The sequence below is a fragment of the Pedobacter sp. MC2016-14 genome (genome assembly GCF_020991475.1).
Classification (GTDB): Bacteria; Bacteroidota; Bacteroidia; order Sphingobacteriales; family Sphingobacteriaceae; genus Pedobacter.
In genome coordinates, this window is record NZ_JAJMPA010000004.1 from 346,944 (window position 1) to 360,841 (window position 13,898).

General features: G+C 41.2%; 15 protein-coding genes. All 15 read right to left on the reverse strand.

Going from position 1 to position 13,898, the window contains the following annotated elements; genetic code table 11:
- Positions 1 to 202: 202 nt before the first annotated feature.
- Positions 203 to 1,420: a FecR family protein gene (locus LPB86_RS19815; protein WP_230693158.1), complete on the reverse strand. Its 1,218-nt coding sequence runs from the start codon at positions 1,418 to 1,420 to the stop codon at positions 203 to 205.
- Between the two features lie 91 nt (positions 1,421 to 1,511).
- Positions 1,512 to 2,120 carry an RNA polymerase sigma factor gene (locus LPB86_RS19820; protein WP_230693159.1) on the reverse strand — a complete coding sequence of 203 codons (609 nt, stop codon included), beginning with the start codon at positions 2,118 to 2,120 and terminating at the stop codon, positions 1,512 to 1,514.
- 108 nt (positions 2,121 to 2,228) lie between these two features.
- Positions 2,229 to 2,738: a DinB family protein gene (locus tag LPB86_RS19825; RefSeq protein WP_230693160.1), complete on the reverse strand. Its 510-nt coding sequence runs from the start codon at positions 2,736 to 2,738 to the stop codon at positions 2,229 to 2,231.
- A 66-nt stretch (positions 2,739 to 2,804) separates the two neighbouring features.
- Positions 2,805 to 3,899, reverse strand: coding sequence for a calcium:proton antiporter (locus LPB86_RS19830; protein ID WP_230693161.1), 1,095 nt, complete (start codon positions 3,897 to 3,899; stop codon positions 2,805 to 2,807).
- 33 nt (positions 3,900 to 3,932) lie between these two features.
- Positions 3,933 to 5,006, reverse strand: coding sequence for a hypothetical protein (locus tag LPB86_RS19835; RefSeq protein ID WP_230693162.1), 1,074 nt, complete (start codon positions 5,004 to 5,006; stop codon positions 3,933 to 3,935).
- Positions 5,007 to 5,008: 2 nt separating this feature from the next.
- Positions 5,009 to 6,646, reverse strand: coding sequence for an NAD(P)/FAD-dependent oxidoreductase (locus LPB86_RS19840; RefSeq protein WP_230693163.1), 1,638 nt, complete (start codon positions 6,644 to 6,646; stop codon positions 5,009 to 5,011).
- A gap of 9 nt (positions 6,647 to 6,655) precedes the next feature.
- Positions 6,656 to 8,170: a polyamine aminopropyltransferase gene (locus LPB86_RS19845; protein WP_230693164.1), complete on the reverse strand. Its 1,515-nt coding sequence runs from the start codon at positions 8,168 to 8,170 to the stop codon at positions 6,656 to 6,658.
- A gap of 2 nt (positions 8,171 to 8,172) precedes the next feature.
- Positions 8,173 to 8,397 carry a DUF350 domain-containing protein gene (locus LPB86_RS19850; RefSeq protein ID WP_230693165.1) on the reverse strand — a complete coding sequence of 75 codons (225 nt, stop codon included), beginning with the start codon at positions 8,395 to 8,397 and terminating at the stop codon, positions 8,173 to 8,175.
- A gap of 8 nt (positions 8,398 to 8,405) precedes the next feature.
- Positions 8,406 to 8,579: a hypothetical protein gene (locus tag LPB86_RS19855; protein WP_230693166.1), complete on the reverse strand. Its 174-nt coding sequence runs from the start codon at positions 8,577 to 8,579 to the stop codon at positions 8,406 to 8,408.
- An 8-nt stretch (positions 8,580 to 8,587) separates the two neighbouring features.
- Entirely contained in the window at positions 8,588 to 9,892 is a 1,305-nt protein-coding gene (locus LPB86_RS19860; RefSeq protein WP_230693167.1) for a DUF4178 domain-containing protein, read from the reverse strand.
- The gene (locus LPB86_RS19865) at positions 9,892 to 10,245 is read right to left on the reverse strand and encodes an S-adenosylmethionine decarboxylase family protein (protein ID WP_230693168.1); all 354 of its coding nucleotides are present in this window, start codon (positions 10,243 to 10,245) and stop codon (positions 9,892 to 9,894) included. The genes LPB86_RS19860 and LPB86_RS19865 overlap by 1 nt, the downstream gene beginning before the upstream one ends.
- Before the next feature lie 44 nt (positions 10,246 to 10,289).
- Positions 10,290 to 11,018: a siderophore-interacting protein gene (locus LPB86_RS19870; RefSeq protein ID WP_230693169.1), complete on the reverse strand. Its 729-nt coding sequence runs from the start codon at positions 11,016 to 11,018 to the stop codon at positions 10,290 to 10,292.
- An 80-nt stretch (positions 11,019 to 11,098) separates the two neighbouring features.
- On the reverse strand, positions 11,099 to 11,959 hold the full coding sequence (locus LPB86_RS19875; protein ID WP_230693170.1) for a helix-turn-helix domain-containing protein: 861 nt from the start codon (positions 11,957 to 11,959) through the stop codon (positions 11,099 to 11,101).
- Positions 11,960 to 11,971: 12 nt separating this feature from the next.
- Complete coding sequence (locus tag LPB86_RS19880) at positions 11,972 to 13,309, reverse strand: S41 family peptidase (protein WP_230693171.1); 1,338 nt, start codon at positions 13,307 to 13,309, stop codon at positions 11,972 to 11,974.
- Complete coding sequence (locus LPB86_RS19885) at positions 13,310 to 13,885, reverse strand: biliverdin-producing heme oxygenase (protein WP_230693172.1); 576 nt, start codon at positions 13,883 to 13,885, stop codon at positions 13,310 to 13,312. It abuts the gene before it with no gap.
- Between the last annotated feature and the right edge of the window lie 13 nt (positions 13,886 to 13,898).

The following is a 13,898-nucleotide window of genomic DNA, read 5'->3' on the forward strand; positions in this document are numbered from 1 at the left end:
CGGCCCACCTGATTTTAAAGTATAATTCATACTTTTGGTTGAGTTGAGTAAGTGAAATGGTTTGTCGATTATTTCTTCCAGTTTATACTGGATTGGCTGACTTAACAAATTGCCGGGCAGGGAGTGAGAAATCTGCCTGGCTTTTTATTGAGCCCCCTCTTTGGTACTTTCGGGTCAATGTCTATTCATAATTTCAGTTGGTTTAGTTGTTTACATTTTGTACTATTATCTTTCTCCCTGCTACTTTAAACTGAACACGTTTTGTAAGTTCCATCATGGTAAGTACAGCAGATATATTTTTTGACCTAGATACAAATCCTCCAAGCTTAATCTTTTTAGTCAGCTCATCTTCAAATACAACGTCCACATTGTACCATCTGCTTACGATGCGCATGATACTTTCTATGCTTTCGTCTTTAAAAATAAAATCACCATTTTTCCAGGCCATTACTTCTTCAATATCGGCTTGACTTACGCGGAGGGTCTCACCCTGCAAGCTGGATTGCTGGCCCGGAGATAACACTACATCCTTTAGTTCTTTCGTCGCTAAGCGTCGTTGAGATGAAGCAAAGGACACTTTTACTGAGCCTTCTAACAAGGTAGTTTTTTTGTTATTTTCATCATCATATGCATTTACATTGAAATGCGTTCCTAAAACTTCTACCTGCTGATTTCCACTTTCTACTACAAATGCATGTGCCGGGTCTTTAAAAACTTCAAAATAAGCTTCACCGGAAAGTCGAATTTTACGTACACCCTGCTCAGTTAAGCCAGTTGTATAAGTCAAGCTCGACGATGCATTGAGCCACACCTTAGATTGATCCGGAAGCGTAACTACATAGGTTTCGCCTTTTGATGTACTTAAAGTATTCAGCACATTTGCATTACCAGTACCAGATTTAATTTCATAAACAATCTGCCCATCTGCAGTTTTCGAAATGGAAATACCTGATTCCTTCGCAATTTCTCCGTTAGCAGCATTCCCCAACCTGATCCTTTTCCCATTAGCTAAAGTTAACGTAGCACCCACTTTACCTGGCGCAATGTCATTCGCAACCAAATGGTCAAAAGATGCGGCCTTTCGCTCATCATTAAAAAAGTAAATGCCAAACAAGACAGAAACCAGCGCCGCCGCAACTATAGCGATACGAGGCCATAATTTAAAAAATCCACGTTTAGGAGCCGCCTCCGACTCATCAAAGGCCTGAATCTTAATTTTATTCCAGGTTGCCTCACATGCCGGATCACTTTCCACGGCATATTCAGTAGCCTCAAGCTCAGAAGCCAGGAACAGGGAGATTTCCTCATCATGCATATCCGCACCAATAAGCTGGAAAAGATGCTCCGTTTCCGCAGGGGAAGCTTCGCCTTTTACATACTTTGAAAATAGCACTTGAATAGGATTGGAATCTGTTTGCATTTTAGCATTTGTTAAAACCAGTTATTTTCTGGTTGTTTAAAAGATAAGTACAACAAAGTCCTACATAGGACTACTCTATTAAACAAAAAACTTACAACTTATTATTAGTCAGCGCAATAATTACCAAACCAGTTAGCAAACCAGAACGCTTATCAAGGAAATGACGCACATGTTTAAGCGCATGCACCATCTGGTTTTTCACGGTATTCTTGGAAATACCTAAACGATCCGCAATCTGTTCATGGCTTAAACCTTCATTTCTGCTCAATTCCCAAATGATTCTCCGTTGCTGCGGCAATTGCGCAACGGCCAAATCAATTGCGGCGGCACTTTCGCGCAGCAAGATTTGCTCCTCCGTTACATTACTGGAGGGTTCAGTCAAATCCGTAATGCGCTTTAAAATCCTTGCATCGCTGGCAACTTTCTTGAGGTATTTAAGCGATTGCCTGTTCGCTATGCTGAATAAATAAGAAGCAGGATACTCTACATCCGCAAAAACCTGCCTGTTTACCCATAACTGCACAAAAATATCCTGAATCAGTTCTTCAGCAAGTTCAGAAACTTTAAGGAGTTTCAATACATAGGGAAATAGCCGTTTGCTGTAATGCCGGTAAATTGTTTCAAAAGCCCTTTCATCACCATCAGCAAGACCGGCAAAAAGTTCAGTCTCATTGATTAGTTTGTGAATTGTCTTTCCCATTAGCTAGCTAGAAGATTTCAGTTTATACAAATTACGCAATTTTATCCAAAACTGCCATAATTCTTTTAAACTGAATAATAGCTCCCGGTCGTTGCTCATTGCCAAATTTTATTTCTGTTTAACAACCGCGGTGGTAACCATTAACTGTCCGACATGCCGCATGGTGTGCTCCGCGGCGTGAAAAAGCAATCCTATAACTGTTGATGGCAAACCCGCTCGTCCAATGCCCCTATAATCCGATAAAGCGGCATCATCTGTTTGTTTGATTTGATCCAGAGCAAGATCCACCTGGGTATTAAACCGATTTACCAGGTTTTTAACTACAGAAGGATCTACATCACCGCTTCCTTCCTCATGCAACTGTTTAAACTGAAAGTCTGTTAAGCTTTCAGCACGCGCATAAGTGAATACCCTGTCCAAAACACCACTCAGGTGCTGAAGGTGAAAGCCTACTGATGCCATACCCGCGGGACGAACCCAAAGCAGTTCCGCGGGAAATTCATCCATATATTCATTAATTTCTTCCCTTGCCTGTAGCAGTGCATGAGCTACCGGCTGTAATAAAGGACAGACATCCGCTAAAGGACCTCTCTGCCAAACTTCCAGCTGTTGTGCCATTTCTATATGTATTTATAATCAAAGTTAAGCTTTTCAATCCAAAGGTATTTTAGTCAACAAACTTAACTAAGGCACAATCGTGTAAAAAAGATAAGAAGCAAAGATCACCAGCAACACTATCCCTTGCTGAATATTAGTTTTTCCAGTTGCAAGTGAAAAAACCAAAGTGAGCATAGATAACATCAATAGCACGGTAGATGTTGCATCTATCCCAAGAACCAATGGCATCCCCGTGTAAATAGAAACCATAGCTACTGCCGGAATAGTTAATCCTATACTCGCCAGCGCCGATCCTAAGGCCAGGTTTAAACTGGTCTGCAACCTGTTTAATTTTACCGCTCTATATGCCGCAAGTCCTTCAGGTAGCAACACGATGGCCGCAATAATAACACCCACTAATGATTTGGGTGCACCCATATCAATCACAATTTTTTCAAGATCATAAGAAAGAAACTTAGCCAGCAGTACAACAATAGCAAGGCTAATCAACAAGAAAATAAGACTGAATATCGCAGTCCTTTTATTCGGTTCGGGTGCGTGCTCATCGTCAGAAGCTGAATTTTTCGGCAAGAAATAATCCCTGTGCCTTACCGTTTGCACGAAGATAAACCCACTGTATAACACAACGGACACCAGAGAAACGAAAACCAACTGATTGGTACTGTATTCTCCTGCTGGTCCGCTTACCGTGAAATTTGGTAAAATTAGGGTCAGTACAATAATCGCCATTAAGGTAATTACGGCTGCATTAACCCCCTGAAGTTTATACAGTTGTTCCTTAAACTTTATTCCACCGCGCAACAGACAAATACCAACTATGGCTGTTATGATAATCATCACGGCAGCAAAAACCGTATCACGGGCAAGCTCTCTAGCCTCATTTCCTCCACTCAGCATCAACGAAACAATCAATGCCACCTCAATTGTGGTAATGGCTATGGCCAGTATAATGGTCCCGAACGGCTCCCCCACTTTATGCGCAATCACCTCTGCATGATGCACAGAAGCCAGTACACTGCCTATTAAAATAAAGCCAAGAATAATTTTGAGGTAAAATCCCGAATCGGTATCACTTAAAAAATAAGCCAGAACACCCAATATTGGGATGGCCATTGTCCAGATAGGTAGCGTTAACTTTTTATCATTGGTAACATCTGTCATATTACACTACAACAAAAAAAGCCATTTATAGTTTTAATTTAAGCCCTTACGCCGCCAGATAAAGCCATCTAAGACATAATGGGTAGACTGCGGCAAAGCCAATAAAGGAATCAGCAAAGTCAAAAAATCAGTTTGATAGATTTGGGGCAAAAAGGAAAAACCGGCAAAAAAACTACCATGTTCCTTCCAGACCAGACCATCCCATAGCCCCTCTTCAAGATAAGCCAAAACAGCTACAGTACCTATAAATAACAAAATGCCATATTTGCTAAACGTCATCCTAAGTAAAGAACTACTCCGTTTAAGACCTTTTTTGTAGTTTTCCCTTTCAAAAAACCAAATCAGTGCCATATATGGAATCCCATGCGAAACAACGTTTAAAGTGGTAAAGGCCATGTCGCCATTAAAATAAACAATACCAAAATACCAGGAAATAAAAGTTCCGGCAATCAGCATATTTCTTGGAATATTCAACTGCTTTGTTTTGTACATCAACAGCAGCTCCTTCAGCAAATAAGCAGCAATGACGATCCCATATAACCAGCTAAATAATGCAACCAATGGTGCAGAGCTAAGGGAAAGAAAATCGCCTGCTACAAACCAGTTAAAGTTGCGTTTCCCTTCAAAATGCCAAAAAAGCAGAGGATAAATGGTTGCAGTATAAATGGCAAGCTGGTCTATACCTTTCGCAAACCTGCCAGTGTTTTCCTGCCGGGAATATAAACGCATAAAGCCGTATTGTTGCCGGATAAAATGGTACACGGCCAGATAGGCCAACACCCTCCAAAACAGCAAACCATCAATATGATATACCAATACGCCAACAAAATAACAGGCAATTGGAATGGCAACAAGCAGATTAAACTGTCCTGCTCTTTTATCCGGGTTAAAATAAGTTCTGTACAAGGTCGCATACACATGTGCAACATCAATAAAAACAACCAGCACAATCCAATACTCCAAAGGCATCGCCTCGCTCACTTTAAATTGCGCCGGGAACAACATCACCACAATCAAAGCAAGAAAAGGCGGCAGCAGGATAAAAATACCGTCAGCTATTGCAGAATTTAACCATGGCTGACCCGATGTTGTTTTTTGTAAACTCATTGCTATTCCCCTTTCACAGCTAAAAGTTCTTTCGCAGCCCTGATGCCCTGATGGAACCCTTCTTCAAATAAAGAGATGCCGCTCAAATCAGTATGGGCAAAAAACACGCTATCATTAACAGGCAAAGCAGCCTTCTCCCGGTCCGCGCCCCACAGATAACCCACTGAAGGAACAACCATTCCATGCCCCCATACCCATACTTCAATATTTTCGATTAATGAAGTAATTTCAGGATGCATAAATTCAAGCTCAGGAATAATCTTATCAAGCCACTGTTCGTAACTCCGCGCATATGCTGCAAGTCTGGCCACCTTAGGCTCCTGATCGCACAAAGGCAAATAAAAGGTAATCACTTTACCAGCATTTCTGTCAAGTTGCTGATGACCAGAATAAACATATCCTACAGAAGGCTGTCCGTAAGGAACGTTATCCCAACACAAACCAGGTGAACCTGTAGAAGTGAAATCTTTTAGCGTAATATTTGCGACCATCCAGGGCGCATAGCTGAACTGATCGTAATTAAATTCAGACCTGACCCCATCTTTTAAAATTCTTCGATTGACAAACTGCGGTGTAGCCATGATCACGCTGTCCGCCAGAATTTCGTAAGATTTTTTCTTCTTCAAATCATACGCCCTGACAATTACCTTCCCATTCTGCTGTGACACTACCGAATAGGTAAGAACAGAGGTTTTTATATGATCAGCTAAACCATCCTTTAACTTTTTTACCAACCAGGCATTCCCTTCCGGCCAGGTTAACACTGCCCCTTCTTCTGCATTTGCAGCCTTGCCTTTATGTGCGGCAAAATAACTCAATCCCGCCCAGGCAGAAACCTTGTCAATTCGCTGTCCGTAGTCATCCTTGCAACAATAGTTGAGATACCACAACAAATATTTTGAAGTAAAACCCTGCTGTTTCAAGTAATCCCCAAAACACGTTTTATCGAGGTCACGATAAACCGGATCAGCAGAAGATCGATCAATCGGGATCGTAAAGGCATCTTTGCCGTCACTTCCTTTGGTTTGCTTTAGCAAATTGCTTAGTTTAAAAAAACGCTCAATTTGCAGCTTATCCTGCTCCGGCATACCAAACTGAGGAATTAAGCCCTCCTGCCACTGCCCGTTAATCAGCAGGCGCTCTTCAGGATCAAAACAAAGGTAAAATTCATTGTAAAATGGAAGCCCATTTTCAAAATGCGTAATTACTCCAATTTCTTTCAAAAAATCTATTAGCAGCTGGTCATCATTGTTAGCAATAGTGATATAATGGGCACCCAAAGGATAAGCAGATACGCTATTGCTTCTTGAATGTGCGTTACCACCTGCGTGATCTTCCAATTCAAGGATTTCAAAATCATTAAAACCCTCCTTTTTTAGCCAGCGACCGGCAGAAAGGCCAGAAATACCCCCACCTATGATCAGTGTTTTTACAGCTCTGGTTTCAGCAGGAAAAGGAAAATCGAATTTACCCCTCAGTACGTGCCCGGCTTTTTCATCTGGCCCAATAACCGCACCTTTAACATGTTTGTAAGCTTTAGAAGAATTGCTCAAATTTCTGATACAGCCGTTCAAAAATATCCCGCCTGTAACCAAACCTGCGCGCAATAAAAACCCCTTTCTGTTAAAGCTGCTTCCCATACCGCCTAACTATTGATAAGAAACAGATCCCCACTCCTCTTCAAAATACTTTACAAGCACCTGGTTGTTAAGCTTGTTGACTTCAGTTTCAACTTTCCCCATATCCTTTGGAAAAAACAACATTTGATCCAGACCAGCAGTAGAAATAAATTTCATTCCATCCGGAAAGCGGGCCGGCTTTCTATAAAAGGGCTTTAACTGGGCCATAATATACCCCCAGTCGCCAAAAGAAGGAACATAATTATGGTAGGGTGTAGTATAAAAACCTACCGATGTTAAAGTTTGGTTTACACACCAAAAAGATTTTGGTGCCACAAATGGAGAGGTACTTTGCACCACTACAATTCCATTGTCAGACAGCAGTTCTTTAATCTGTTTATAAAACGAGTTGGTATACAATTTACCAACAGCATAATTTGAAGGGTCAGGAAAATCTACCACGATGAAATCATACCTTTTTTCCGCTTTCCTCACCCAGGAAAAGGCATCAGCATTAATTACGTTAACTTTAGGAGACAGCAATGATTTTTTATTGAGGTCGAGTAGCATCGGGTTAGATTTAAACAGCGCCGTCATACCGGAATCCAGGTCTACCAGCGTAACGCTTTCCACACTGGGATATTTTAAGATCTCCCGCACAGCCAAACCATCCCCACCTCCCATTACCAGCACATGTTTCACATTGGGTATCGCAGCTAAACCCGGATGTACCAGTGCTTCATGATAACGGTACTCATCATCAGAACTGAACTGCAAATTACCATTTAAATATAACCGCAGCATTTTCGCTTTTTTAGTCAGTACAATGCGCTGATAAGGTGTGCTTTTAGTATATATAATCGTATCAGAATAACCCAGGCTTTCAGAATAACTGGTAATGCGGTCAGACAGTATAAACCCTGCCAATAACGCCATTAGACAAGCTAAGGAAGCCGTTTTTAAATATAAGGCCCTGTTGATTTCCTTCTGAAAGGTTACGCATACCAGTAAGGCAATCCCCACGTTTAGCATGCCAAACAAGTAAGAAGTTTTTATCAAGCCTAAGTATGGGATCAGCAATAACGGAAATACGATTGACGCCAGCAGGGCACCAATATAATCGAATGTAAATACTTTAGCCACCAGATCTTTAAACTCAAAACGATCTTGCAAAATTCTCATGAGCAAAGGTATTTCCAATCCCACAAGGATTCCGGTCATACCCACCAGGCTGTACAATATAATTCTAAAAGAAGCCGCACTTTCAAATACCAGGTATAAAATACTGGAACTTGTACCCCCAACAATGCCCACCAATATTTCAATTTGAATAAACCAAAAGAGGATGTTCTTATCAAAATATTTAGAAATCCAGGAGCCAATACCCATAGAAAAAAGATAGAGTCCTATAATGGTAGAGAATTGTGTTACCGAATCTCCCAGCAGGTAACTGGCCAGTGTACCCGCAATCAGTTCATAGATTAATCCACAGGTTGCAACTACAAATACCGAAATCAGCAGCAAAACTGGCAGTTTTTTATCCATGCTTAGCCATGGATTGAAGAACTCACAATAATTGCTACGGCAATGATAAAAGCCGCGCAAACGATAGCCAGGGCTATGTTATGTTTTTCCAGGATCTCTTTATAAAGATTTTCAGGTGTAATTTTTTCGATGATCCAAAAAGCGGCCACCAGGATTACAATACCCAATACAGAATACACAACAGAGGCAATTATGTATTTAAGGCTGATCAATTCGTTTAGGTTCATATTTTTATTTATTTATGATTTAGTCTGTTTCCGTATCCACCGTACACCCTTTTTCCGGTATACTCCGTGTTATGCTGTACATTGCTTTCCCATAAAGCTTTTCCGTACCATGCAGAACGCGTAAACGCGCCAACTATCAGCAAGCCTGCAAAGATGTATATATATTTAAGTAGGTCTTTCATATCTAATTTTAATAAGGTGAATAGTTACTGTTCCTCCAGCGCTTTTTCTCAAATGCCGCCCTTGCCAGATAGCAAAAAAATGGCACAATGATCAGCAAAAGCGCGTAACATAATAAATTACGCCATAACACATGGTTAATCGTAACACTAATGCTCATTTTATCCCTTAATGGATCACCTGAAGCCGGGTACACATTCAGATGGTACATTCCTGCAGGAATTTCAGATAAGAGCACTTCCGTAGTCATACTTCCTTCGCTCCAGCTTTCACCACCTTCAACACCACTATAATACTCTATACCTGCATTCACCTCCCAGGTTTGATTTGTTTTTTCATTAACCAGAACCGTGGTAGCTTCCAGCCAGTTGTTACTCAGACCAGAAGTCAATACAATATCCATTGCAGAAGAAGCATCAGTAACTTTAAAAGAAGGTGTCACAAAGGGTTTAAATTCAAAGTTCCCTTTAGAAGGATCGTAAGCAATATCAAATACCTGGTCCATCAAGGTCTGCTCAGGTTTAACATATACCATTGCCAACTGCACCAACACTAAGACCAGCATCATGATAAACGAAGCCCGGAAAGACCATAGCCAAAACTCATTCGCTTTTGATGGTTGGTTGGATAGAATTCCTGATTTAGCCGGAAACAAATTGACATCCAACTTAAATGCATCGGCAATCACCTTAGGCTCCTGGTATTCGCCCAAGTAGTAATTGGTTTGCTTACGGGGAGAGGTCGTTTTTTCCTTGACCAATACATATGGTGGTGCTATAAATTCCTGCACCCTAATTCGGTCAACCAATACATCCCAATCAAATTCTCCCAGCAGCCCCGTAATTTTACGCCCGTATTTGTGAAAAAGTCTATATTCAACATTCCGGTACATCACAGAATTTGTTAGATCCATAGGCTTTTCCAGATCAGGCAAAAAATTATCTCCATATAACAGGTTCCAATGTCCATCATACTCCGACAATGTGGCGTAGCCCTGCTCATAATTATAAAGTATATATTCACGCCAGGCATATTCCGCAGCACCATCTTCATGCATCTCCAGATATGCGATCACTTTAAAAGAAACACCATCCAGCAACCCTTCTGTACCCAATGGAATAGCAGGTTTCAATATAGGCGGGTTTAAAATTTTATATTTCTTTGGCTCCTCGTTAATAAATTGAATGTAGATATTACAGGAACTGCAAACACAGAATTCGCTCCCCATTGGATCATAAAGGGTAATGCTGCTACTACATTCAGGACAATACGCATCTTCCGGAGCAGGAAAGGTTGTTAAAGGAAAAGTTGCCATTACCTGATCAATTCTGTCTTCTGACGCTCAATACCTTCAAAAAAAGCAAGCACCTCTTCATAGATTGCCCTTACTTTGTCATGATTATCTTTCTGATAATTAGAAAGGAAAATATCAAAAGTCGCCATTTCAAATTCCGGCCAGGTATGAATAGAAAGGTGAGATTCCGTTAAACATACAACAGCCGTAAAACCACCACCGGCAAAATCATGGTAAACTTCCCCTACCTGTGAAAGTTCATATTTACAGATTAAATCTTCGAAAAGTACCTTACATTGTGCCGAAGCTTGTAAAGCGGCGGCTTTTTTAGAATCAAATTCTGCTAAAATATGCAGTCCTGGTTTGTAGAGCATTAAAATTGTTATTTAGCTCAAATATAGCAGATATTTTAATATTACTACAACCCTATCCTACCTTCAGCCCAATAGGCCTGGGTTTTAATATTTTTTGAATTGATCCCCATGGTTAAAAGGGCTTTTCTAATCAACTGTATTGCATTCGCATTTCCAGATAAATAAAAAACCCCATTATCAAACTGATCCGGTGCCATGCCTTTCAAATCTTCCAGACATTCTACCGTGTTCCCGCCCGGTTCCCGATTGTCACGCCTGATTTTGATCATATCCAATCCAAGCGATTCATGAATGTCTATGGTTTCCTTCTGTAATTCCAGTATGCCAGAATAATATTGACCCCGTTTATCAATCTCTATTGCCATGCTCTGAAACAAACCCAGGGTAGTCTCATCACCAAAAAAGAAGTGCGAGGGCGATTCAGGCTGATAGAATTTTTTTCCTCTTGGCGGAACCATCTTTAAAGAGTCGCCCACTTTTAAGCGATTGATAAAATCACTGCCAGGCCCTTTACCATGAATATGAAACAGGATTTCACATTGTCCTTTTTCCCGGTCCAGCCCTGAAATTGTATAATTCCTGAAGTCACGGTCACTCACCCTAAAAGCCACCGCATGGCTGATCTCAAAAGGCATCTTTTCAAAATCACCTTCAAAAACGATGTTTTTCAATTCCTTATGAAGTGATTGCACGGCATTTACTTTAACTATTGGATATTTTGAACCCAGGATATTTATCAACGCATCACCGACCCATTTAGGTGCTCTTGGCATATTCTTCTGTTTTTATTTACAATACAAAAAAACGCCATTGTGCTACAGCAATCAATGCTATATTTAAGGAATAAGATGGACTATTTGCGGTATTTAAGCCTAAATTGCTGCGGAGGCATTCCTGCAACTTTGCCAAACAGCCTGATAAAATAAGTTTGATCTTCGTAGCCCAGGACATGCGCAATTTCCTTTACCGTAAGGCTGGTATAATACAGCATTCTTTTAGCTTCCAACACAATTTCCTGTTGTATCCAGTAACTCACCGAAAAACCTGTGTATTGTTTCACTGCCTCATTTAAGTAAACCGGACTAATGTTCAGAAGACCCGCATAAGCGGATGGACTTTTCATTGACTTGAACTTATCTTGTAAATGGTTTTTAAACTGCCTTGAAATCACCGAAATTCTACGATCAGAATTCTCCCCGCATTGTCCTGCCTGGTTATAAATGGAAGCAAACATCCCAATACAGCCTTCTACAAGATGACGGAGTGTATGATGATGAAAACTTGCGCCAGATTGGTTTGTATAAACTTCATCCAGCAACAACATGCAGTTCTTCAATACACTTGCCTGATGATCTTTTATGGCTATGGGGGTATCCCGCAGTACATTTTCCTGAAACAACTGCCGAAAGGATTCGTCAACCCAGGATACGTCAACTGCAATTACCCAGGCCTTAAACTCCAGGGTTGAAATGGCATAATGCACCTGCCCCGGCCGTACCACAAATACAGCGCAGCCCTCCACACAGCGCTCCTTAAAATCAACCATCATCCTGCAGGTTCCCATTTCCTGAAAGGCAAACATGTAATGATCATCCCGATGCGCGGCGGTTAAACCAGAAAGGTCAAAATTTTGATCAGGAAGCCGGTGAATGTCAATGCCTGTTGTTTTTGGATTGTTCAGGGTGTGTAAAGGAATCTGATCTGCTGCTTTCATTTCCTGACAAAATTAGTAAATAGTTACACGAAGCAACCGCCTCCTGTCCTCAATCATGCCATTCTTTAAAGGCAATGCATTGCTTACAGCGTCCGTTTCTTGATTACCACCCGATCCTGACGCTAAAGTACGGCGTACTTTTTCGGTTGTTACAGCTGGTACTTCTGCAGACTGAATAGCGGCCAGCGCTTTACGCAGGCAGCTTTCATTGGGATTGCCCAATTCGTATTGCCCATCAGGCACAGCTTCAAGATCCACAGGCATTCCATCAAAATAATCGGAGGCGCCAGCTGCATTTTTGATCAGAAAACTGGACATGTAAACCGTATAATCATCAATAACCACCCCAAAAAACCCAATGGGCTTACCATACGTCCTACTTCCCACCAGCTTCACATTATAATAAGGTTTTAAGCAACTGATCAGCAATTCGCTGGAAGAAGCTGTACCATTAGTCACAATAAAATATAAGTTTTTTACCGTTTCCAGACTGCCTTTTTTACTGAATTTATAGGTATTACCAGCCTCCGTAAAATCTACATCTGCCATGGTAGCAGCCCTGCCATTGTAGGTTACAGGTTTGCTATTTTCGTCCAGATAAGGCTGATGGCGTAAAATGAGGGCCTTACCTTGCTGCATCAAATTATTAAACTTTTCTGTATACATCAACTTACCAGTTAAAGCAGAGGAAGCCACCAGATTCGCAATGTATTCTGCAGTTTGAACATATCCTCCTCCGTTATTCCGCAAATCAATGATCAGGTCTGCCGGCTTAGCCGCCGCAAGTTGATCAAAGGCTTCATCCAATTGGGATTTTATTTCCGCAAGCTTTGGAAAAGACGACAGCATCAAATAACCTACATTTGATCCGCCTACACTAAATACAGCCGTCAGCAGTGCCGAATTGGCTTCCGATGTAGCAAGGGTTTGCGCAACGCTGCCTCCGGCATTTACACCATTAACCAAATAAGAATATTTAGCGTTTCCCAGATATACCGGATTTTCATATGGTAATTTATTTGCAGGATTTACTTTCATCTGGGAGAGGTCAAAAAGCTCCTTTTGAAAGGCGGTAAAGTCCGGTGTATAATTTTCATACCGTTGTCTCGGATTAAAGCCTTGGTAATCCGGCAACGCTTCCCGCCAGAGGTAAACCTGCCTTGCATAGAGAAAGATTGAATCCAGGGTAAATTGCCGGCGACTTCCAGTAGTTGGCGAGATGATCTCTTCAACATCCTCATTAATTGCTTTATCTTTTTTACAGGCAGAAATACCCGTCAAAAAAACAAAGCCAATTAAACAAGCTTTCAGGACAATCAATTTCCCTGTCATCACATCTTTCTCAAACACCTACAAGGTGGTAACTTTTGGATGATTTACTGTTCCAAATACATCGCCAAAACGGGCGAATGTTTCATGTGCAGCTTGTAAAGCCTGTTTTTCATCTTCCTCATTTTTAGCTAAGGCATCTAACACCGCGGTGAATTCGCCCCATTTTTGTCCCGAAGCCTCGCCATATCCGCTGAAAAAAGAAAAACCTTTAGTAAGCCCTCCCTTTTGCAGCATCTTTACAATGTAAGGCCCGCCCATAATGGAACCTTCCAATACATACAGCGCACCCAATGCCTGTACCGTATTGTTAACTTCTGGTGCAGTTGCAAAAGGCAGTTCATCTACAGTACCCCCTAAAGCTTCGATATCGGCCCTGATGTAAGAGGCATTGCGACGCTCCGCCAAATCAGGCAAAACGGCTGTTGTAATGTAAGGGGCAATAACTTGTTCTACCGCATTAAAATATGCGTAGAAATGTTTTAACAGATCGGCATAATCTGCCTCATTACGGATGGTCTTAATTTTAGCGACCACTTTTTTTTCTACTTCCTGGTGAGGCGTTTTCGTAGCCTCTTTAATTTTCGCACTTAACATTTTATTTAGATTT

What these genes read in the sequence shown, in the direction of transcription:
- LPB86_RS19815 (WP_230693158.1), bottom strand. Translation starts at nt 1,420, where the DNA reads ATGCAAACAGATTCCAATCCTATTCAAGTGCTATTTTCAAAGTATGTA.
- LPB86_RS19820 (WP_230693159.1), bottom strand. Translation starts at nt 2,120, where the DNA reads ATGGGAAAGACAATTCACAAACTAATCAATGAGACTGAACTTTTTGCC.
- LPB86_RS19825 (WP_230693160.1), bottom strand. Translation starts at nt 2,738, where the DNA reads ATGGCACAACAGCTGGAAGTTTGGCAGAGAGGTCCTTTAGCGGATGTC.
- LPB86_RS19830 (WP_230693161.1), bottom strand. Translation starts at nt 3,899, where the DNA reads ATGACAGATGTTACCAATGATAAAAAGTTAACGCTACCTATCTGGACA.
- LPB86_RS19835 (WP_230693162.1), bottom strand. Translation starts at nt 5,006, where the DNA reads ATGAGTTTACAAAAAACAACATCGGGTCAGCCATGGTTAAATTCTGCA.
- LPB86_RS19840 (WP_230693163.1), bottom strand. Translation starts at nt 6,646, where the DNA reads ATGGGAAGCAGCTTTAACAGAAAGGGGTTTTTATTGCGCGCAGGTTTG.
- LPB86_RS19845 (WP_230693164.1), bottom strand. Translation starts at nt 8,170, where the DNA reads ATGGATAAAAAACTGCCAGTTTTGCTGCTGATTTCGGTATTTGTAGTT.
- LPB86_RS19850 (WP_230693165.1), bottom strand. Translation starts at nt 8,397, where the DNA reads ATGAACCTAAACGAATTGATCAGCCTTAAATACATAATTGCCTCTGTT.
- LPB86_RS19855 (WP_230693166.1), bottom strand. Translation starts at nt 8,579, where the DNA reads ATGAAAGACCTACTTAAATATATATACATCTTTGCAGGCTTGCTGATA.
- LPB86_RS19860 (WP_230693167.1), bottom strand. Translation starts at nt 9,892, where the DNA reads ATGGCAACTTTTCCTTTAACAACCTTTCCTGCTCCGGAAGATGCGTAT.
- LPB86_RS19865 (WP_230693168.1), bottom strand. Translation starts at nt 10,245, where the DNA reads ATGCTCTACAAACCAGGACTGCATATTTTAGCAGAATTTGATTCTAAA.
- LPB86_RS19870 (WP_230693169.1), bottom strand. Translation starts at nt 11,018, where the DNA reads ATGCCAAGAGCACCTAAATGGGTCGGTGATGCGTTGATAAATATCCTG.
- LPB86_RS19875 (WP_230693170.1), bottom strand. Translation starts at nt 11,959, where the DNA reads ATGAAAGCAGCAGATCAGATTCCTTTACACACCCTGAACAATCCAAAA.
- LPB86_RS19885 (WP_230693172.1), bottom strand. Translation starts at nt 13,885, where the DNA reads ATGTTAAGTGCGAAAATTAAAGAGGCTACGAAAACGCCTCACCAGGAA.